The 20,884-nt window shown below is 37.8% G+C and carries 17 protein-coding genes and 1 pseudogene; 3 read left to right on the forward strand and 15 right to left on the reverse strand.

Annotation, left to right across the window (positions count from 1 at the left end; translation table 11 throughout):
- Positions 1-178 precede the first annotated feature (178 nt).
- The 6 genes from mfd to MKL51_RS08620 form a co-directional block, all read right to left on the reverse strand.
- Entirely contained in the window at positions 179-3,640 is a 3,462-nt protein-coding gene (gene mfd, locus MKL51_RS08595) for a transcription-repair coupling factor (protein WP_017482251.1), read from the reverse strand.
- A gap of 134 nt (positions 3,641-3,774) precedes the next feature.
- Positions 3,775-4,131, reverse strand: coding sequence for a hypothetical protein (locus MKL51_RS08600; RefSeq protein ID WP_017482252.1), 357 nt, complete (start codon positions 4,129-4,131; stop codon positions 3,775-3,777).
- A gap of 81 nt (positions 4,132-4,212) precedes the next feature.
- Positions 4,213-5,145: a Dyp-type peroxidase gene (locus tag MKL51_RS08605; protein ID WP_025468534.1), complete on the reverse strand. Its 933-nt coding sequence runs from the start codon at positions 5,143-5,145 to the stop codon at positions 4,213-4,215.
- A gap of 143 nt (positions 5,146-5,288) precedes the next feature.
- On the reverse strand, positions 5,289-6,071 hold the full coding sequence (locus MKL51_RS08610) for a glutathione S-transferase N-terminal domain-containing protein (RefSeq protein WP_080612997.1): 783 nt from the start codon (positions 6,069-6,071) through the stop codon (positions 5,289-5,291).
- A 21-nt stretch (positions 6,072-6,092) separates the two neighbouring features.
- A complete protein-coding gene (gene rraA, locus MKL51_RS08615; RefSeq protein ID WP_002117938.1) occupies positions 6,093-6,599 on the reverse strand; it encodes a ribonuclease E activity regulator RraA in 507 nt (168 codons plus the stop codon).
- A 12-nt stretch (positions 6,600-6,611) separates the two neighbouring features.
- Positions 6,612-7,277 (reverse strand): NAD(P)H-binding protein, encoded by a 666-nt coding sequence (locus MKL51_RS08620; RefSeq protein ID WP_017482255.1) that lies wholly within the window; start codon positions 7,275-7,277, stop codon positions 6,612-6,614.
- A 212-nt stretch (positions 7,278-7,489) separates the two neighbouring features.
- Here MKL51_RS08620 and rpsT point away from each other — a divergent pair, with 212 nt between their 5' ends.
- Positions 7,490-7,756 carry a 30S ribosomal protein S20 gene (gene rpsT, locus MKL51_RS08625; protein WP_002117906.1) on the forward strand — a complete coding sequence of 89 codons (267 nt, stop codon included), beginning with the start codon at positions 7,490-7,492 and terminating at the stop codon, positions 7,754-7,756.
- Positions 7,757-7,813: 57 nt separating this feature from the next.
- On the opposite strand, the gene MKL51_RS08630 is transcribed toward rpsT, so the two are convergent.
- Together MKL51_RS08630 and MKL51_RS08635 are read right to left on the reverse strand one after the other, a co-directional pair.
- The gene (locus tag MKL51_RS08630; protein ID WP_002117975.1) at positions 7,814-8,548 is read right to left on the reverse strand and encodes a histidine phosphatase family protein; all 735 of its coding nucleotides are present in this window, start codon (positions 8,546-8,548) and stop codon (positions 7,814-7,816) included.
- Between the two features lie 57 nt (positions 8,549-8,605).
- A complete protein-coding gene (locus tag MKL51_RS08635) occupies positions 8,606-9,463 on the reverse strand; it encodes a 3'(2'),5'-bisphosphate nucleotidase CysQ family protein (RefSeq protein ID WP_017482256.1) in 858 nt (285 codons plus the stop codon).
- 294 nt (positions 9,464-9,757) lie between these two features.
- On the opposite strand from MKL51_RS08635, the gene MKL51_RS08640 reads away from it, so the two are divergent.
- On the forward strand, positions 9,758-10,126 hold the full coding sequence (locus MKL51_RS08640) for a hypothetical protein (RefSeq protein WP_005069482.1): 369 nt from the start codon (positions 9,758-9,760) through the stop codon (positions 10,124-10,126).
- Positions 10,127-10,185: 59 nt separating this feature from the next.
- On the opposite strand, the gene MKL51_RS08645 is transcribed toward MKL51_RS08640, so the two are convergent.
- The 7 genes from MKL51_RS08645 to MKL51_RS08675 all read right to left on the reverse strand — a co-directional run bounded on the left by MKL51_RS08645 (position 10,186) and on the right by MKL51_RS08675 (position 20,463).
- Positions 10,186-10,845, reverse strand: coding sequence for an SOS response-associated peptidase family protein (locus MKL51_RS08645; protein ID WP_057090059.1), 660 nt, complete (start codon positions 10,843-10,845; stop codon positions 10,186-10,188).
- A gap of 107 nt (positions 10,846-10,952) precedes the next feature.
- Positions 10,953-12,686: an ABC transporter ATP-binding protein gene (locus MKL51_RS08650; protein ID WP_017482258.1), complete on the reverse strand. Its 1,734-nt coding sequence runs from the start codon at positions 12,684-12,686 to the stop codon at positions 10,953-10,955.
- A gap of 12 nt (positions 12,687-12,698) precedes the next feature.
- On the reverse strand, positions 12,699-13,841 hold the full coding sequence (locus MKL51_RS08655; protein WP_014206615.1) for an ABC transporter permease: 1,143 nt from the start codon (positions 13,839-13,841) through the stop codon (positions 12,699-12,701).
- Between the two features lie 7 nt (positions 13,842-13,848).
- On the reverse strand, positions 13,849-14,787 hold the full coding sequence (locus MKL51_RS08660; protein WP_000881922.1) for an ABC transporter permease: 939 nt from the start codon (positions 14,785-14,787) through the stop codon (positions 13,849-13,851).
- Between the two features lie 12 nt (positions 14,788-14,799).
- Positions 14,800-16,833, reverse strand: coding sequence for a M3 family metallopeptidase (locus tag MKL51_RS08665; protein ID WP_017482260.1), 2,034 nt, complete (start codon positions 16,831-16,833; stop codon positions 14,800-14,802).
- Positions 16,834-18,657 carry an ABC transporter substrate-binding protein gene (locus MKL51_RS08670; RefSeq protein ID WP_017482261.1) on the reverse strand — a complete coding sequence of 608 codons (1,824 nt, stop codon included), beginning with the start codon at positions 18,655-18,657 and terminating at the stop codon, positions 16,834-16,836.
- Positions 18,658-18,672: 15 nt separating this feature from the next.
- Positions 18,673-20,463: an ABC transporter substrate-binding protein gene (locus MKL51_RS08675; RefSeq protein ID WP_107908729.1), complete on the reverse strand. Its 1,791-nt coding sequence runs from the start codon at positions 20,461-20,463 to the stop codon at positions 18,673-18,675.
- 131 nt (positions 20,464-20,594) lie between these two features.
- Between MKL51_RS08675 and MKL51_RS08680 the strand changes: the two are divergent.
- A pseudogene (locus MKL51_RS08680) lies at positions 20,595-20,716 on the forward strand (hypothetical protein).
- Positions 20,717-20,884 lie beyond the last annotated feature (168 nt).

The following is a 20,884-nucleotide window of genomic DNA, read 5'->3' on the forward strand; positions in this document are numbered from 1 at the left end:
AATAATGGCTAATACTATCACATCAGTTTTGATGTGAGTATTGCTAGTGTCTGGTTTGATTACAAATAACAATGATTTTATGCACTTATTCCTCTAATAGACCGAGAAATCATGCATAAAATTTTGTTATTAACATACAAAGGATTTATATAGAATGAAAATCACTTTAAAACACTATTTAAGCATGTAATTCCTTCAATAATTTCGCTAACAAATCATTAATAAATTGGATTCGTTTTTCCTGTTCTTCAAGCTGAACCATAACTTTTAAACGTTGACCACCTTCCATACGATAATAGGTTGGATGTTTTTGCATGAGTTGAATAATACTAATGGCCTGAACAGGTGTATCAGGCGAGAATTCAATATTGCCACCTTGAGTATTAATATCGATTTTAGTAATCCCCAGCTGTTCAGCTTTCAGTCGAATTTGATGAACACTAAATAAGTGTTTAACTGATTGCGGTGGAACCCCAAAACGGTCAATAAGCTCCATACGGATATTGTCGAGCTTTTCTTGGGTATCTGTATTACTAATACGCTTATAGAATAATAAACGCTGATGCACGTCACCTAGGTACTCATCTGGAATAAGAGCAGGTATGTGTAAATTAATTTCTGCTGTTAATGATAAAGGTGCATCAAAATTCGGCGTTTTACCTTGCTGAATCGCTTTAGTAGCTTTTTCCAGCATTTCCATATACAAGCTATATCCAATTGCCTGCATTGAGCCACTTTGCTGCTCACCTAAAAGTTCACCGGCACCTCGAATTTCTAAATCTTCTGTAGCCAGCATGAAACCAGCACCTAAAGTTGAAGCACGTTGTATTGCATCTAGACGTTTTTCAGCATCACCTTTTAAATGCTTTATCGAAGGAACCAATAAATAGGCATAAGCTTGGTGATGTGAACGTCCTACACGGCCACGTAATTGGTGTAGTTGAGCTAAACCAAGTTTGTCAGCCCTTTCTATCAAAATAGTGTTGGCATTTGGAACGTCAATTCCAGTTTCGATAATTGTTGAACATACCAATACATTGTATTCTTTGTGATAGAACTGTTGCATGACTTGCTCAAGTTCTCTTTCCCTCATTTGCCCATGAGCTACTGCTACACGAGCTTCAGGAACAAGCACGCGAATATTTTCAGCTGCTCTCTCAATCGTATCAACTTCATTGTGTAAGAAATATACTTGGCCACCACGTAGTAACTCACGTAGGATCGCCTCTTTAATAGACGATTCGGTATGTTCTTGTACAAAGGTTTTAACAGCTAAACGACGGGCTGGCGGTGTAGCAATGATAGATAAATCACGCATTCCCGAAAAAGCCATATTAAGCGTACGAGGAATTGGTGTAGCTGTAAGCGTTAACATATCTACATCTGCACGTAATGCTTTAATACGCTCTTTATCACGCACACCAAAACGGTGTTCTTCGTCGACCACCATTAAGCCTAGATCTTTAAACTGCACATTTTCTTGTAAAAGTTTATGGGTGCCCACCACAATATCGACTTTACCTTCAGCAAGATCTTCAATATTTTTCGTATGCGTTTTATTTGAACCAAAGCGTGATAATACTTCAATACGAACAGGCCAGTCGGCAAAGCGGTCTTTAAAAGACTCATAATGCTGTTGAGCAAGTAATGTCGTCGGTACTAATACAGCGACCTGCTTACCATTTTGCACCGCAACAAATGCTGCTCGCATTGCAACTTCTGTTTTACCAAAACCAACGTCCCCACAAACAAGTCGATCCATCGGTTTAGCTTGTTGCATATCATAAAGCGTCGCTTCAATAGCATTGGCTTGATCAAGTGTTTCTTCATACGCAAATCCACTCGCAAATTGCATATAAAGTGACTGATCGACTTCAAAACCAAAGCCAGGTTTTGACTGACGACGTGCTTGTATATGTAGCAACTCTGCTGCAACATCATGAATTTGTTCTAAAGCTTTACGTTTAGCCTTACTCCACGCGTCAGTTCCAATTTTATGTAATGGTGCTAAATCTGGATCTCCGCCACTATAGCGGCTAATGAGATGCAAGTTAGTCACAGGCACGTAAACTTTTGCCTCTTCAGCATAGTCTAGTTGCAAGAACTCATAATCTTGCCCTTCAATTGCCAAAGTAATTAATCCAGCGTAACGCCCTACACCATGGTCAATATGAACAACAGGAGCACCTATGCTTAATTCGGTCAAACTACGTATTAGGAACTCTTCTGAAACTTCTTGCTGACGTTTACGACGAAGTTGGACTACCCGATGCTCATATAACTGATTTTCTGAAATAACAGACAATTCATCAGTTAAAAGCAAACCACGGTCTAATGGTGCATTCGTAATTGCAATCGCAAACTGACTTTTCTGGAATTGCTCAAAACTATCTACGCTAGGAATATCTCCTAGGCTAGCACGCAAGCCATCTCTTAAACTTTCACGTCGACCAGCGCTTTCAGCAACCAATAAAACAGGATGATTTGCTTCATCAATATATTTTTTAACTACGACAAATGGTTTGTCTTTTTTCGGATCAACTGGCAACTTAGGTGGTTGCTCAACCTTAAGATTTAGAGCCCCAACTTTTTCTTCAACTGTTTCAGCGCTCACAAGCATACGTGGGAACTGATTTAAGGCACTTAGTAAGTTATTTGGTGCAATAAATAACTCATCAGGTGGGAGAATTGGCTGGTCTGCGTTATGGCGTCTATCTTCATAGCGACGAAAAACTTCTTTCCAAAAACTGGTTAAATCAGTATCCACATCATTATTTGTAATTACAATGCAATTCTTTGGAAAGTACGTTGTAAGTGTACTTTGAGATTGCATTTGAGTTTTATCAAAAAATAACGGTAAATAAAACTCGATTCCTGGGGATGCGATTCCATCAAGAACATCTTGGTAAATTGGGTTTTTCTTAGGATTTGCAGTCGGAAAAAGTTCAGAATAACGGTCTCTAAAAATTGAACGAGCTTCTTTTAATGGGAACTCTTTTGCTGGTAAGACGGTAAAACTTTTTAAAGTAGTTGTTGTTCTTTGCGTTTCTGGATCAAAGAATTTTAAAGTATCAATTTCATCATCAAAAAGGTCAATACGGATAGGTGCATCCTGACCAGATGCAAAAATATCCATAATGCTGCCACGTACAGCAAACTCACCATGGTCGTAAACTGTATCTACTAAATGATACCCAGCTTGTACTAACCGTAGCTTCTGTTGTTCTAAATCAAATTTTTGCCCCACACGTATATCAAAATGCTCACCTAAAACCCAAGAATATGGTGCAACTCTTTGAGCTAAAGTGCTTGCTGAAATGAGCAATACACCTTTTTGCGGCATATTGGATAAAATCGCGAGTCGTTCTGAAACAATATCTTGATGAGGTGACAAGCGGTCATACGGCAAAATTTCCCAATCAGGGAAAATTGTCGGTTTTATGCCATAAAATTCAAGTTCACTTTCTAACTGAGCAACATGTTGGTTATTTCGAGCTACTACAACGAGCAAAGATGAATGCTGAACAGCAATTTCTTTGAATAATAATGCAGCAGAAGAACCTAATAACGACCCTACCCAACGCTTTTCACCGGCTTTGAGCTGTTGTAAATTCAATTGAGAGATTTCTTGTTGAAACATGTATATGGCTTTTATCAGCTAAGAAGATATGAGTTCAATAGTAGCATGATGTTTTTAGTGAAATGAGTTATTTTTTTGAAAATCAAACTACTAGTTGGACCTACTTTTTATATTTTTTAATCAATCAACTATGATTATTTATCACGCAAAAACAAAACGTAATATTGATTTAAAATTTGTATAATCGCTTTGAGTTGAAGTAGCTTTTCTTGATTATTTTCCAATCTTGCAACATAGCGCTGTGTTGCGATTTCTAAATCAATCTTTTCATTAATTTGTGGCGTAATTTGAAATAACTTTTGAAGATTATCAAAATTCTGTAATTTACGGTTTGAGAAATATTCAAGATGCTCTGACCACTTTTCATTAATCACTACATCATTAATGATAGGCCCACGTTCAGAATCAAATTTTAATTGATTCTCTTGCAAGTAAATTTGTTCAGGTGTCTCTTTCGAGCCTTGAAAAAGCTGCGTTATCTTTTTAAACATTTCATCACATCATATTTATTTCAATTTAAATAATGGAAGTAACCTAGTCACTCCCATCATTTGAGTCTTCTAAATTAAAGATTATTCATCGCCTAAATCATCAAGAAAATCTACAGTCGGTACAAAAAATAAAGTACCTGTTTGAGCAGTACTAAAGTCAAGTAACCGATCTAGGTTACCATGCTCATTGCCTAAAAACATGTTTTCAAGCATTTGTCGGGTTGTACTAAATTTACGCGAGTAACCAATAAAGAATGTGCCATATTCATTTCTAGACGGATTTGAAAAAGGCATATTAGCTCGCATAATTTTAAGCTCATTACCTTCTGCATCATGAGCTTTACTAACGACATTATGAGCAGTTAAAGGTTTTTCATCATCGCCGAGCTCAACATCATTGAACTTTTTACGGCCAATCACTTTTTCTTGTTCTTCATCTGTTAATGAACGCCATTTGTCCATATCATGTGTATATTTCTGGATAAAAGCATAACTTCCCCCAATAAAGTCAGGGTCTTCATCGCCTACTAACGCCCACTGCGCTGCAATAACTGGTTCCGGATTCTCCGTTCCATCTACAAAGCCAATAATTGCTCGTCCGTCAAAATAACGAAAACCATGAACTTCATCAATTGGATACGTTACTTTACCAAGCTGTTGATTAATTATATTGCCCAGCTCGTAACATAAAGTCTGACGATCAGCACGTATATGAAAAAATAAATCACCCGGAGTTGAGACAGCTGTGTATTTCGGGCCTCTAATTTCTTGAAATGGCTCTAACTCTTGAGGCTTGGATTGCTCTGAAAATAATATATCCCATGCATTAGAGCTAAAACCTAAAGTAGCATTAAATTTACTATCTGGATAACGATTAAAGAGACTTCTGGTTAGTGCTGAAAAATTAGCAGCAAAATCTTTTACTTTTTCTATTACAGAATCACCTTGAGCTAGTCCCAATACAATAAATAATGCATTTTCACCAGGAGCACTCGTTACAGGTTGAATTCTCATACATTCCATAAAATATGCCTTTTTAGGTATTTAAGTTTATTAATTTAGCATACTCATATTTTTTTCATACAACCTGTTAAGAAATCTGATGTTGATAAGAGTTTAAGTAAAACGCCTTAAACCCTTACTCAAATTAACCTTAATCAACGTCCATATTGCTTTTTTAAATACTTTACGATTTGAGCCGACTCAAACATCTTCACTCCCGTATTTGGATCTACCAAATACGGCACCTGCATTTTATCTTGCATAATAGGCAACAGCTTTTCCCTTTTCCCACCTTCTAAAGGTATATATTTCCCTGGTTTTAAGCGAAGAATAGCAGGTCCCATATCTTGCCATCTCTCTTTTGCTACATTATGCAAAATATATGGAAGCTCAAGTTCAGAGAGTAGACTTCTTACAATTCGTGAATACGGACTTGCTTCAAAACTCCATAACTCAAGTTTTTGTTCAGGTGCAGCTCTATTAACAATTTTTTTATTTATCCATATTCCGCGAGCTCCATTTAATAGAGTTCCAGCAACTGCAGCATAAGGCATGTTTGGGTAACTCGAAAATTTCTGCGGCGTTTTCCCTGTCTTACCATAATGTTTAAATAAATGATGAATAATATCCTGTGATTCATATAGCTGATCGCCAGTATTTTCATCAATTAAAAATGGAAACTGTAATTTACCGCCTTTTTCTTTTACAACTGAACGATACTTTGTTCCACCTTTAGGACATGGATAAATTTCAACGTCCAGATTCAAAAGTGTAATCACTTCACGAACACGACGACAAAATGGTGAACCTTCAAATTCATATAATTTCAAAGCCTTTACAGGTTGTTGTGGAAATGCTGTTCCTGAAACACCTCTACCACCTTCAGCAATTGCAGATACAACTGCTTGAAGTACTTTAATTTGATGAATCACCATCATGCCTTCCTTTATATTAGAGAATTAGACTAATTTTTCTTTTGCTATCACAATCCCATTATTATCAGCATAGATAAAATCACCAGATTGAATTGTGACTCCACCAAAATACAAATTAATATCTACTTCACCAATGCCCTTACGATTACTTTTTTGTGGAATTGCAGCCAATGCATGTACTCCCAAATCTAAGGTCGCAAGTGCATCAACATCTCTTACACAACCGTAAATCACTACACCATTCCAGTTGTTTTTAACTGCTGACTCAGCAATCAAATCACCCATGAGTGCACAGCGCATAGATGCACCACCATCCACAACTAATACTTTACCTGTACCATCTGTTGCCAATAACTCTTTTACACGAGAGTTATCCTCAAAGCACTTTACTGTTACAACCTGTCCCCCAAAAGTTTTACGTGCTCCATAACTTTGAAAGAACTTGCCATCCATTGATGGGATTACAACCTGTAAGTCTTTTTCAGGGTTATCATCTAATAAATCACATGTTACAAATGGTACTGTCGACACTTTAATACTCCCTTATCGAGTTTGTTGTATGCTCAGATTATCATATCGTTTAAAGGCTTCAATTTGCGTTAGCGCCGCTACGACCATCGTATGAGCCAATTGCTCCGCAGTTACTGGCTTATATTTGAATGGCTTTTGAAATTTATTCTCAATAAGTTTAAATAGACTCTGCCCTAAGTCTTCAATAAACCGTACATCGCTGCGTTTACCAATCAGTAAAGACGGTCTAAAAATAGATAGTTTTTCGATTTCTAGACTCTCAATATAATCTTCTAATTGTCCTTTCACTTTATTATAGAAAATTGGAGAGTTTGCATTTGCTCCAAGGGCACTCACTAGCAATAGATGAATATGTTTATCTTGTACTAAATCTGCTAAATGAGCATTTATTTCATAATCCACAGCGTAAAAAGCCTGTCTTGAGCCTGCCACTTTTATTGTTGTTCCCAAACAGCTAAATGCATGGGTATGGCCATTCACATCTTCATCATTGAGTAATAAAAAATCCTCTATAACGAGTTGAGTAACTTTTTTATATGTATTAAGTAGTTGTGATTCTTTTCTTACCACAACAGTAATCGCTTCAAATTCTGGTGTTTGCTCAAGCTGTTCGACAAGCGCTAAACCCACAAGTCCCGTAGCACCTATCACAATTGCTTTTTTAGTACTTATAGTCATTTTTTATCCAACCCTCTTTAAGTTTGTATCAAATTTAAGCTTTTCTTACCGTTTTAGCAGCCCCTAAAACTGCTTAAAATGCTCGCAAGGCTTGACTTCGCGGTGTTGATTCATCACAATATGGCACTTGTTTACGGGCTGGTGATGGTTACACCAGTTTACTGAATTGACCACAGCCCGCCCAGACCAACTTATTTTCAAGGAGTGCAAGAGTGGCAAACTCTGCTCAAGCTAAAAAACGTGCGCGTCAAAACGTTACAGCGCGTAAACACAACGCAAGCTTGCGTTCTATGGTTCGTACCTACATCAAACGTACTTTAAGTGCAATCGCTGGTGGTGATTATGCTGTTGCTACAGAAGCTTACAAAAAAGCTGTTCCTGTAATCGACCGCATGGCTGATAAAGGCATCATCCACAAAAATAAAGCTGCTCGTCATAAGAGCCGTTTAAATGCTCAAGTTAAAGCGTTAGCTAACTAATTTGAACATGTAAAAAAAGCCCAATAGGGCTTTTTTTATTATCTATTGTTTTTGAGCTTATAGCACTTTATGAAATTTAGCTACATTCAGCTCATAGGCCTTTCCTCTCCAAATCCACTTTAATTTACAATTTGGAAACTCTTCACCTTCAAACCATACAAATAATCCTTCCATCATTTCCGGCCAGTCTTCTTTCTTAATTTTATTCTCGCCAGAAATTACAGCAACAATTGCTGCAATAATCGTGTCATGACTCACGGCTAAACTAAGACCGCCTTTAGTTTTTGGATGAGTCCGGTAAATAAGCTCTAGTACATCTAAAACACCTGTAATGGGATGTTTCATACCAGGTAATGCATTATTTACAAAACTATTAATAAAACCTAAAGCACCCTGCTTTTTAAAATAAGGAGCAGCTTGTTGTATATCCAACACAAAGCTACCTGGTTCAACAAGTAGCCCTTGCTCAATAATTTCAATCGTATGAGTATTTGATTGGGGACTTACATCGTCAGCCCCTTCAATCATGAGCGCAGCCGTATCGACACAGCGTTGTATTGGACTTGAAATACAATGCTGAATAACACGATCTGTATTTTTGATTAAGTAATTACCCCATGCCTGCGCAAGCTCACGCCCCTGAGGAGTAAGTTGGAGATCATAACCAGCCAAGCCCTGCCCATCTACAAGTTCTCTTAAAGAATGGCGCGTAAATAAGGTTACAGGAGTTGAAGCATCGGGCAATAAATCAATTGCTTCAAACATACTTTTAGGCAATAAATCGAGTGCCATCTTTATCTTGTCATCTTTTTTCAATACTTTGCCACTATAACATGTCTGGCATAACTCTCAATCTATAACACCTGATTGGGCTAATGCTTCAAATGCTATTTTTTTGCTTTCCTGATCACGAAAAGCGATAAAGCCCTTATTTAAAACCGTGCTTCTTTGGTTATATTCAAAAGGTTTTCCATCAAGAGTAAGTAAACCACCGCCTATACTTTCTAAGAGACCTTGACCAGAACTGGTATCCCATTCAGAAGTAGGATGAAAGCGTGGGTAAATATCTATTTCACCTTCTAACATCATGCAAAACTTATAGGCACTCCCAGCTTCTCGTCGAATAATACGATGTTCTTTTTCTATAGGTTGAATAAATTTTTGGTATTTTGGATTTTTACTACCGTGACTAAGTCCTATTTGTATAGGTGCATCTATCGAAGTTGAACTAACCTGATAATGATACCATTGTTGTTGGCTAAAGCTATATTTAAAAGGTAAATCTTGCAGATATCCTAAGTAAACAACTTGTTCACATGGCACAGCAATAACTGAGAAAACTGTTTCTTTGCCGTTGATCAAGCTTAGATTGATCGTAAATTCATCACGTTCATGTATAAATTCTTTGGTTCCATCGAGTGGATCTAACATCCAACAAGTAGACCATTCATGACGGGCACTATAATCACTTTCTTCAGACAATACAGGCAACTCTGGAGTAATCTCTGCAAGATGCTTTAATAAAAATCTATTTACCTTTAGATCTGCTTGGGTTACAGGTGACTCATCATGCTTTTCATGAATAGTAAACTCATAACCCGCAGAATAGTTTTGATATTCTTCTAGTAAAATCTGACTCGCCTGTTCCAGAATAGGCAGAAGTTGATTAATTAAATTATCTTGTGGGCGTGTAGTTGTTATAAACATAAATATGCTCTACATAGTTTCACTTCTATTATAGGTGAATTATGAACAATTCTATATTCGCCAACAGTTTGATTTACTAAAATAGTAATTTATCTTAATCATTAGGCCGTTGCTTTCCGCCTATGCTATTTAGGTAATATGAATAATTTTAATATTTATAAAAGTCTTTATTCCGTACAAAAAACAATCTATAAGTTATGAAAAATAAACAACTTAAATCAGATTTATCCATTTCCTTTTCATATATTTCTTGGTATGTTCAAGAACACAATAACAAGATGGAAGAAAGTGCACATGATGCTATATGGATATCATTTCTCTACAATAGAACATAACTGGGAAGACCTTAAGCCCTTAAATGAGTTTCTACAAACATTTGCAGATGATGATGGTGATGTTTCAACACGAGATAAAGAATCTCTCAAAGAAATCATAGCGAAATCTGACACAGCGTTGGCTCTCGCTAGAGAAATGGGTTGGGATGGTAGCTATACAGGCTGTCCTTATCTATTCTGGTTACCCAGTAAAAATAGCCAATCTTTTGAATATGGTTTTGTATTTAAACAGACTTCAGATAATACAACTTTTGTGATTTCACCGATTGAATTGAGCTATTTAGCTGAAGATTCCGAGGTACAAACACTAAGTAAAAATATTGAATAAGTGATATAGGTTATTGATTCAAATTTGACATCAATAACCTCATCTTAATTTTAGATAGATTAGTCAAACATGCTTAACTGAGGTGTAGGTTTTATAATTTTTTCTTTTGGGACATGAGAGCATTCAAACTCTTCAACTGGAAAACCTTCGATAAAGCTGGAAATATCTGGTGATTCTAAACTTAACCATTCATCTAGTCGGTCATGTGGAATCACAATAACTGATCGTTTAACATCACCTGGCTCATGAAAGTCTTTCATCATTGGATGGTCTATAGCGTCCATGGTCAACATGCTTGCAGAACGAATAATCGTTTCATTCATTTTGCAAATTTCATAGATTGCTGCAATAAAAAAAGCCTGTCCATCTTTACGGCGCACCCCCCACCGCTCTGGCTTATCATTTATATACTTACTTTCATAAAATTCGGACACTGGAATCACACCGAATTTACATTTAAGTGCGGCTTCTTGAAAGCTGGGTTTTTGGAAAATAGTCTCATGACGGGCATTGTAGGTATGTTTTGCTATATTTGTATCTTCAGCCCATTTAGGAACCAATCCAAACATCACTTCGCGCCATTCAAACCCTTGTGGTGATTTAAATAATAGTGGCATTGTTCCAGCAGGATAAACCTCTTCGGCATAGCTAAAGCCGACCACAGGCAACTGAAGTTGCTGTAATTGGGCAAGCGTTAAAGGTTTAAAATTGGCGCACATAACAAGAATAAAATACTCTACATTTACTTCTTTTATTTTATAAGCATTTACCACATAAACCAAATAAAAAGGCACTCGAAAGTGCCCTTAACGACATAACTTTACGCTTATGAAACGTGTTGAATCCCTTGAGGAATCGCCTGTAATAGTCGTTTAGTATAATCATGTTGAGGATGTGCATAGAGTTCATCTGAATTGGCTATTTCTACAACCTCGCCATGATTCATGACCATGACCTGATCAGAGATATATTTCACGACCGATAAATCATGTGAAATAAAGATATAACTTAGTCCAAACTCATCTTGTAAGTCTTGCAATAAATTAAGTACTTGTGCCTGAACTGAAACATCGAGCGCAGAAACAGATTCATCACAAATTAAGATTTCAGGCTTTAGCGTTAAACAGCGTGCAATGGCAATACGTTGACGTTGTCCACCTGAAAACTCATGCGGATATCGGTAGTAAGCTTGTTCAGGTAAATTGACTCGCTCAAGCAGTCCGAGAGCAATTTGCTTGCGCTCAGCATCATCTTTACCAATGTTATGAATTTGCATAGGCTCTAATAAAATCTGCCCGATGGTAAAGCGCGGATTAAGAGACGCATACGGATTTTGAAAGATGATCTGGATTTTCCGTTGATATTTAGCAAACTCTTTTTCAGTTAATGAAAGAATATCTTTACCTTCGATGAAAGCCTGCCCACCAGATGCCTGATGTAAACGCATGAGTAATAGCCCAACAGTCGTTTTACCTGATCCAGACTCTCCGACTAAACCCAAAGTTTTACCCTTAGCCAGCTTAAAAGAAACTCCTTTTACGGCCTGAAACTCTTCTTTGCCAAATAGACCTTTACGGCTATAAAAGCTTTTTTTCAGGTCTTTTACTTCTAAAATGATTTGTTCATCACCATTTAAGCCACGTTTGCGCTCGGGAATTTCTGAAGCATCAAAACTTTGCTCGACCAATACATCATCTTCTTGACGCATAAAATCGCTCGTTACAGGCAAACGATAAGGCCGTTGTGACATTTGCGGGCGGCAATATAACAAAGCTCTCGTATATACATCTTTAGGCTGTTCAAGGACCTGCTCAGCAGCACCTTGCTCTCTTATCTCGCCATGACGCATTACAATGACTTTATCTGCAATTTCACCGACCAATGCTAAATCGTGGGTAATAAAAAGCATCGACATTTGACGGCGCTTACGCAATGACTCGAGTAAATCAATAATTTGCTTTTGAATCGTGACATCAAGGGCCGTAGTCGGTTCATCGGCAATGAGCAGTTTAGGCTCACACGCAATCGCCATAGCAATCATGACACGTTGTTGTTGACCACCCGAAAGTTGATTTGGATAGGCGTCAATTTTAGTTTCAGGTGAAGGAATACCTACTTCTTTAAGCAACTCTAGAACGCGTTGCCGAGCCTGTTTACGGCTCAACCCCATATGCAAACACAACACTTCTGCAATTTGGTTGCCAACCGTAAAAACAGGATTTAATGATGACATCGGCTCCTGAAAAATCATCGCAATATCTTTGCCACAAATTTTACGCATCTCTGTACGAGATAAGCTCAGTAAATCTTTGCCTTCAAATATAATTTTACTTTGCTCATCAATTTTACTTTGACCTACAGGCAGTAATCCCATAGTTGCCAAAGAAGTAACCGATTTGCCGCTACCCGACTCACCTACTAAAGCAACCGTAGTATTTGCAGGAATATCAAAAGTAATTCCTTTTACGGTTTCAATATATTGCTTATCTTCACCTTTAAAACTTACTCGTAAATTTTTAACATGCAGTAACGGTGCATTCTTATTTTCTTGTTCTAACATTTGACCTTCCTCTTATTTTAGTTTTGGATCTAATGCATCACGAAGTGCATCAGTAAACATTGAAAATGCCGTTACCAAAACAGCCATTGCGACAGAGGCTGCTACAAGCTGCCACCATTTGCCTAAAAGAAGTTCACTTTGTGCTTCATTTAGCATACTCCCCCAAGACACTACGCCTACTGGCACACCGAAGCCTAAGAAACTCAAGATGACCTCAGATTTAATGAAAGACACCACCAAAATTGACATTTGGACCAAAGCGATATGGCTGACATTTGGGAAAATATGAATGAACATACGGCGGAAGTGACCAACACCAATTGCTTTGGCAGCAAGAACGTATTCACGTGCAGTATGTTTCATATATTCTGCACGAATTAATCGATAAACACCCGTCCAGCCCGTTAAACCTAAAATCAGAACAATAGACAAAATACCTTTTTGTTGAAGTACTGCAGCAATCGCGAGAACTAATAACAAATATGGAATTGAGGTAAAAATGTTATAAAACCAGTTGAGAATATCATCAACCCAACCACCGAAATATCCAGAAATTGCGCCTAAAAGTGTACCAATTCCTACTGCAAGTAAAGCCGATATCACCCCAACAATAATTGAAGTTTCAGCACCTTTAATAGTTTTCTTTAAAACGTCCTGTCCCCATTTATCAGCTCCAAACACAAGGGTACTTTTCAGTTCTGCTTGTTGATCAAGTAAATGTCCTCCAAGTTGCTGATCGATCGCTTTCATATCATCGGCTAATGGGTCAACTACACCATAATAATCAATTGCACTTCCAGAGCTCTTTTCTTGTTTAATTTCAGCCTTAAGCTTATCAATTACATCTTTTAAAGGATCGACTGGATTTTCTGGTAACTCTTCTTCAATCGCTGCCGCCTTTTGCCCTGCATCTGTTGTCTTATCTGCCCCTATAAATGTAGGCGGTGCATAACTTACGGCTACCTCTTTATTCCAGTCAGATGCAATCACGCCCGTCATTGATAGAACCAAGATAATAAAATAAAGCAATACAATCACTAGCGATGACATTGCGATCTTGTCGGCCCGAAGACGACGCATGGCAAGTTTCCATAGGCCAGATGAATGAGCTTCGGCTTTTGTTTGTTGTTTTCTTTTTGATAAAACGCTCAGCATAGCCCACCTACTTCAACTGTACACGTGGATCAACCACTTTGTAGACCAAATCGGCAATCAGGTTAAAAATCATGGTTGCAGCTGCGATGTAAACTGTAATTGCTTTAATGACAGGAAAATCACTCCGCTCAACTGCAATAATCACCTCTCGACCAATCCCGGGAATACCAAAAAAACGTTCAATTAAAAATGCGCCTATGAGCAATGCAGGTAAAGTTGACATCACATCGGTAATAATAGGAATTGAAGCATTACGTAGTACATGTACACCTAAAATTCGGCTTTCACCTACACCTTTAGCACGTGCTGTTCGAACATAGTCCTGATTAATTTCATCAAGCACGAAACTACGATATAACCGTAAAGTCGGGGCAATACTCACCACCAACATGATTAGAATTGGTAGTAAGGCAAACTTAAATAAATTATCAGTAAAGGTGTCGCTCCAGCCTTGTACAGGAAACCAACTTAGCTGATAAGCCAGAACATATTGAAAAACGATAATGTAAACTAAGATGCTGATCGACATGCCAATAGTACATAGCATCATGACCATACGGTCGGTTAGAGAACCCCGTACCGCAGCAACAGCTAATGCCAAAATAATTGAAATAACCGTTTGTAAAATAGTGAGTGGGATTAAAAGCGTAAGCGAGGGTCCTAATCGGGTTAAAATAATTTGAGAAACGGGTTCGCCAGTACTCCAACTTGCTCCATAGTCAAAAGTGAGAATCTGCTTAATGAAAATCCAGAGCTGAACGTAATAAGGCTGATCGACACCTAGCTGTTTACGAATGTTTTCGATTTGCTCAGGATTAGACATCTTGCCCGCTAAAATATAGGCAGGATCTCCACCTACCCAGTTAAAAAGAATAAAAATAAGTAAGACTACCCCCAACATAGTTGGAATCATCTGCCATAAACGCCGAATAACATATGCCAGCATAGTGATAATTCCTTATTTAACCCGTTGTCCGGTAATTTCGTTAAAGAATGCTTTATTGTCAGGATCACGGCCAAGGAAATCTTTAACTAATTCAGCTGCCGGTTTTTGGCTACCTTGTGACAAAATAGTCTGGCGGTAACGCTGTCCCACTTGTGGGTTATTAAGGTTGTCACCATAAGCAGAAAGCATGTCTAAAGCTAAAACCTCCGACCACATATAGCCGTAATAACCGGCTTGATATCCCCCCATCAAATGCCCAAACTGCCCCGGAAATTCGGTTGTTGGTACATAACCTAAAGCTGTAGCAGCTTCCATTTTTTTCCAATTTTCTAAAGGTTTCACTTTTAAAGCATCAGCAGTGTGCAGAGACATGTCATATTGTGCATAAAGGGTCTGACGCGCATAACGTAAGCCACGACCATAGTTATGTACTGCTTTTAATCGGGCAATTAATTCATCGTCAACACGTGGACATGCTGGATCACAATAATCAGCCACTTTAGATAAAGTCTCTTTACGGCGTGCCCACTCTTCATACATTTGTGATGGTGCTTCTACAAAATCACGCTCTACAGATGTTCCTGACTGACTGGTATAGCGGGTATTTGACAAAATGCCATGTAGAGCATGACCAAATTCATGAACAAAAGTTTCAAGCTCATCACTATTTAGCCCTTTACGATTAAAGTTCGTAACTAGGGCTGAAACTGGTAAGCGGTTGGTTAATGTACTTCCACCATATACTCCCCAAACGGCGGCATGGCCATACTTCCCTTCACGAGGGAATTTATCCATATATAAGCCACCAAGGAGTTTTCCTGTTTTCTTATCAACTACATCGTAATATTCAACTTCATCCTGCCATGCTTTAACTTTGACAGGTTTAAAATCAATACCGTAAAGATCAGATGAAATAGCAAATAACCATTTTTGAGCAGCTAAAGTTGGAAAATAATCACGAAGCTTTTCCTGATCGATCTGATATTTACTCTTACGAAGCTTTTCACTCCAGTAAGCTTCACTCCAACGTGTGATCTCGGTTTTTTCTAATGGTGTTTTTAATGTTTGTGCTTTAAATGCTCGGAGCTCTTCTACTTCTTTACGTTCAAGTGGCGCTACTGTTTTTTGGACTTCTGCTAAAAATTGATTTACAGCCTCAGGCGTTTTAGCCATACGGTCTTTTAAAACCCAATCTGCATAACTTGCTTTTCCAAATAACTGAGCAAGCTCATAACGCAAATCAATTGCCTGTTTAAGTAGTTTTAAATTTTGTTCAGTACCCCGTCGCGTAAAGGCAATTTGATATCTTTTTCGGGCATCATCATTATCTGCCAACTCCATAAAAGGACGATATTCCGGATATTCAAAACCTAACAAATAATTGCCTTTAGCATTTTTCTTTAATGCTGAAATATAACTTTGAGGTAAGCCTTTCATCTCTTCAGGAGTAAACTCAAGTTTCTCCGGATTATCACGGACATTACGGGCATATTCTTGTTCTAGTTTGGTCAACTCATCCAGAATAGCTTTCATTCGTGCACGCTTTACTGGCTCAAGTTGAACACCTGTGTCTTCAAACTGATCTAGAATATCTTGACGATATTTTTGGTCTATCGGATCAGTAGCTTTTGTATTCTTAATGATGTTATATAATTTTGAATTTTGAAATATATCAGTATGAAACTGATTAATTTTGATTTCACAGTCTTCTGCTGCTTTACGTAACTTTGCATCTGGGTCTACGTTACTATATAGACTTATAGGACCTGAGAAATCTTCAAAATGCGCAAAAAATTTATCCCACTTTGCCAATATAGGTGCCGCTGCTGCATTATCTTTAACAGGCGTTTTTTCAAAATTTGAAATCTCTTTCTGAATCTTTTTTAAATTCGCATCACACCATGCTGGAAGTTGTTGTGCTTTAAGTAATGGCAAAATAGGACGTGTTGTCTCTGCCGTTGCAAACTGACTTATACCCATGGTCAACATACATAAGGTTGTCATTTTCAGTGCATTATTTTTCATCGTATCTCCAATTTTTTTCATTTAATGATTAGATTTAGTATTTGTATCAATATCGAAATACATCCACTCTGCATGTAAAATTGGATGCTTCTTATATCCAATGATTTTTGGCTGAGCCAGCATATTCCGGTAGCGTGCATAAGAGATTTGGACAGGCATATACACTTCTAACAACCGTGTCATTTTTCGATAAAGTGCATCTCTCTCAGGACCTGCTTGCATTTGTTGCGTTTGGCGATACAACTGATCAAACTCTGGAATAGAACCACAAGACCAGTTCGTCATATGTGTATTAGGTCCATAAAAATTCTGCATAAAATTATCCCCATCTGGATAATCGGCTATCCATGCAGAAGACCCGAACATACCGTCGCATTGTTTTTGCGCACGAATAAGATCTGCAAAGAGCATGGGTTTAAAGACCATACGGATATTCAAACTATCAAAATTTTTCTTCCAGAGCTCAGCGCTTTGCTGCCCAATACTGTCACTACGCGCCATATATTCAATTACAAGTGGTTTTCCGTCTGGTTGCGTACGCCAACCTGAGGCATCTTTTTTATAGTGATATCGATCTAATAGTAAATTTGCTGCTTTCACCGAATATGGGGTACTGGTTCTGTATTGAGGATCATTACCCACTACACCTGGTGGAATTGGAAAATGTAGACGTTGTGCATCATCATTTCTTACTAGTTTAATTTCTTGATCTATCGAACGAGACATCGCAATCGCACGGCGTAAAGCAATTTTTTCTTTACTCATTCCGCCAACGACTGGATTTTTAAGATTCCAATAAATATAGCTAATTTCGGGGTCAACAATGCGAGATAACTGCACACCTTCTTTAGCAAGTTCAGGTCTTAATTTACCGTCTTTAACCGCTTTTGCGACCAGTTGGCCTTCAAGCTGAAATATATCAACCTCACCACGCTGAAATGCTAGCCACCGCGATTGGTTTTCTTCCATTACCTGAATATCAATTGTGCCGATTTGAGGCATTTTTTTACCTTTAAGTCGCTTCACAATTGCCTGATCTTCAGGGCTGCTGGCATTAAAGTTCCAAGTAAAGCCGCGATAATCAGGATTCGCTTTTAAAACAATGCGCGATGCTGGTACCCACTTGCTCAACACATAAGGACCTGTACCTACAGGGTGGCCCATTACATAACCGGCTTTGTCTTTATACTTTTCGATGACTTCACGTGCCACTGCACCTGTCGGGTCATGGGCGAGTAATAAAGGAAAGTTATAGTCTGGCTTAACTAAACGAATCACCAAAGTGTATTTATCAGGTGTTTGTAAACCACTTACCTTTTGATCATAGTTAAATTTTCCGGACTTATTGGCTGCTTTGACTAACGCATCCATACCTTCAATTTTGTTTTCTAATAGCCAGCTATTTGGAGAGCGCAGATTCGGGTCCAATAAACGCTTAAAAGAATACGCATAATCATTGGCTGTTAATTCTCTAGGTTTGCCTTTAAAAACAGGGTCTGGCGTAAAATAAATTCCCTTTTTAATGCGAATGGTATAGGTCAAACCATCAGCACTGACTTCTGGCATAGCAGTTGCTATTTGCGGAATAAGCTTTGCCGGCCTTGCTAAATAATCATAGGTATATAGAGTTTCAAATATCGATGTGGTTACATGCGCAGAATATAAATCATGGATATAAGCCGGGTCGAAACCTGTCTCAGCTGTTGGAAATACATAACGTAAAACTTTATTCGGATCGGCTGGGCTTTTCGCAAAAATACTTGTAGATCCCGTTAAGGCCATACTAGCGAATAGCAAGCTGATACTACAGTGCTTGAGCTTTTGTTTTAAATTTTCAGTCATCATGATCTTTATCTAAAATTATTTTTTAATAGGAGTAATATCAAGATATTGCCAGTTTGTATTCATCATAGGATGGGGTTTAAAACCTTGAACTTGTGGCCGTACTAACCAGTTACGAATTCGAGTTACATGAACAATCCATGGGTTATCAGCTTCAATCTGGCGATTGAGCTTTTCATAATATGGTAGACGTTGTTGCGGTGGTAAATGAATGGCCTGAGTATAAAGAGCATCATATGTTTTAGACTGATAACAAGCATGGTTTCCCTGTCCAGCATTTGGTCCATAAAGCAACTGTGCAAAATTATCTCCTTCAGGATAGTCAGCAATCCATGCCCCACTCCAAATCATATATTTACATTGAGTTGCGGCTTTTAAGTTATCTGCAAAATTACTTACCTTAAAGTCAGCTCGAATGCCAATTGCATCCAGATTCTTTTTCCAGAGTTCTGAGTGGATAACTGAGGCCGAGCTATTTTCTGTATTGATTTTTAAAATCAAAGGTTTCCCGTTTGGCTGGGTTCTATAACCATCAGCACCTTTTTTATAACCATAATAATCAAGTAATTTATTTGCTAGCAGCGGGTTATATCCTACGCTACTTTTATATTTCGGATTATAGCCATTCACACCTTCAGGTATAAACATTTCAGCCCGAACAGCTTGCCCTTTATAAGCCTGTTTTATACTTTCTTTTTGGTTGTACGACAAAGTAATTGCTCTACGAAGAGCGATCTTTTCTGGGCTAAAACCACCAATCACCGGATCACGCATGTTCATCATCGTATAGGTAATTTCAGGTTCCTTATATGGGAAGTGTTTAATTCCTCTCTTCTTAAAAGAAGCTTTAAGCTGATTTCCATCTAAAGCTTGAGGAACTGCACTCGCTGTAAGTTTGTCAAAGTCGAGTTGACCCGACTGGAAAGCTAACCATCTTGACTGCTCTTCTTCAATAATACTGACTACCACCTTTCCAATTTGTGGCATTTTCTTTCCAGACATTTCCTTAACAAGCTGGTTATCCCAAGGTGTTCCTGTCGACTTAAAGTTCCAGACAAAACCACGATAATCAGGATTAGCAATCAACTCGACCTTACTTCTTGGTACATACTTACTTAACATGTAAGGGCCTGTACCTACGGGATGCATACCAATACGGTCACCGTAATAATCGACAACCTCTTTAGCAACTCCGCCAAATGCAATATAGGCAAGAATATAAGGGAAATTATAGTCTTGGCGAGTTAAGGTAAATTGTAAAGTATATCGATCAAGTGCTTTGACTCCTGCAATTGGAGCAGCATAATCAAATTTTCCAGTTTTCTTTGCTTGGGCTACAACCGCATCGGCACCTAGTAACTTACCATCAATGAATGAAACAGACGGTGCTCTATTTTTAGGATCTAGAATACGTTTAATTGTATAGACGTAGTCTTCGGCTACTAGCTCACGGCGTTTACCTTTAAAAGCGGGATCATTAGTAAAATAGATACCTGGCTTAATTTTAAAAGTATACACTTTACCGTCTTGTTCCACTTTGGGCAGGCTCTCTACTGTATAGGGAGCTAACTGTAATGGGCGTGCCAGATAGTCATATTTAAGTAAAGGCTCAAAAATTGCCTCAGCAATATTAACACTATAGAAATTGGTAGTTTTAACCATATCGAAGCCATCATCCGGGGCTTCATAGGCAACATGCAAAATTTTGTTTGGTTGCGCTGGCGTAATTGCGTAAGCACAAGGAACAGATGTAATAGCCAGACTTAAAATGGCGAGCTTAAAAAATTTTAATTTCAAGTTCATACCCACGTAATTAGTTTTTTAAAAGATATTATCCTTTTGAGTAACATCTAAATCTGCATAAGAAAAGTTCTTTTTCAACAGATAAGCCTATTTAGGTTTAATTCTTTACTTTTCTATGAGCATTTTTATTTGAACAAATGGAAAAACAAAGTCAAAAACCCAATCTTTTGTAACTACTGAAAATAAAGCGAATTTCATGCCATTTATTAATATTCATCACAAAATAATTAATAATATTAGAAATTCATATTTTTATTAGGTACTTAAAATGGTTTGAACTATATAAATAAAAGTAACTTTTTGCCAAATATTATATTTGCATATGTTAATCATCTAATACCTTAAATGCACAAATAAAATACATTAATGACACATTATGATTCATATTAAGACAAGCCAAATTAACAAATAATTATAAAATAATGAA

It is taken from the genome of Acinetobacter sp. AOR18_HL (assembly GCF_027855145.1).
Classification (GTDB): domain Bacteria; phylum Pseudomonadota; class Gammaproteobacteria; order Pseudomonadales; family Moraxellaceae; genus Acinetobacter; species Acinetobacter pittii.

What these genes read in the sequence shown, in the direction of transcription:
- mfd (WP_017482251.1), bottom strand. Translation starts at nt 3,640, where the DNA reads ATGTTTCAACAAGAAATCTCTCAATTGAATTTACAACAGCTCAAAGCC.
- MKL51_RS08600 (WP_017482252.1), bottom strand. Translation starts at nt 4,131, where the DNA reads ATGTTTAAAAAGATAACGCAGCTTTTTCAAGGCTCGAAAGAGACACCT.
- MKL51_RS08605 (WP_025468534.1), bottom strand. Translation starts at nt 5,145, where the DNA reads ATGAGAATTCAACCTGTAACGAGTGCTCCTGGTGAAAATGCATTATTT.
- MKL51_RS08610 (WP_080612997.1), bottom strand. Translation starts at nt 6,071, where the DNA reads ATGATGGTGATTCATCAAATTAAAGTACTTCAAGCAGTTGTATCTGCA.
- MKL51_RS08620 (WP_017482255.1), bottom strand. Translation starts at nt 7,277, where the DNA reads ATGACTATAAGTACTAAAAAAGCAATTGTGATAGGTGCTACGGGACTT.
- MKL51_RS08630 (WP_002117975.1), bottom strand. Translation starts at nt 8,548, where the DNA reads ATGGCACTCGATTTATTGCCTAAAAGTATGTTTGAAGCAATTGATTTA.
- MKL51_RS08635 (WP_017482256.1), bottom strand. Translation starts at nt 9,463, where the DNA reads ATGTTTATAACAACTACACGCCCACAAGATAATTTAATTAATCAACTT.
- MKL51_RS08640 (WP_005069482.1), top strand. Translation starts at nt 9,758, where the DNA reads ATGATGCTATATGGATATCATTTCTCTACAATAGAACATAACTGGGAA.
- MKL51_RS08645 (WP_057090059.1), bottom strand. Translation starts at nt 10,845, where the DNA reads ATGTGCGCCAATTTTAAACCTTTAACGCTTGCCCAATTACAGCAACTT.
- MKL51_RS08650 (WP_017482258.1), bottom strand. Translation starts at nt 12,686, where the DNA reads ATGTTAGAACAAGAAAATAAGAATGCACCGTTACTGCATGTTAAAAAT.
- MKL51_RS08655 (WP_014206615.1), bottom strand. Translation starts at nt 13,841, where the DNA reads ATGCTGAGCGTTTTATCAAAAAGAAAACAACAAACAAAAGCCGAAGCT.
- MKL51_RS08660 (WP_000881922.1), bottom strand. Translation starts at nt 14,787, where the DNA reads ATGCTGGCATATGTTATTCGGCGTTTATGGCAGATGATTCCAACTATG.
- MKL51_RS08665 (WP_017482260.1), bottom strand. Translation starts at nt 16,833, where the DNA reads ATGAAAAAAATTGGAGATACGATGAAAAATAATGCACTGAAAATGACA.
- MKL51_RS08670 (WP_017482261.1), bottom strand. Translation starts at nt 18,657, where the DNA reads ATGATGACTGAAAATTTAAAACAAAAGCTCAAGCACTGTAGTATCAGC.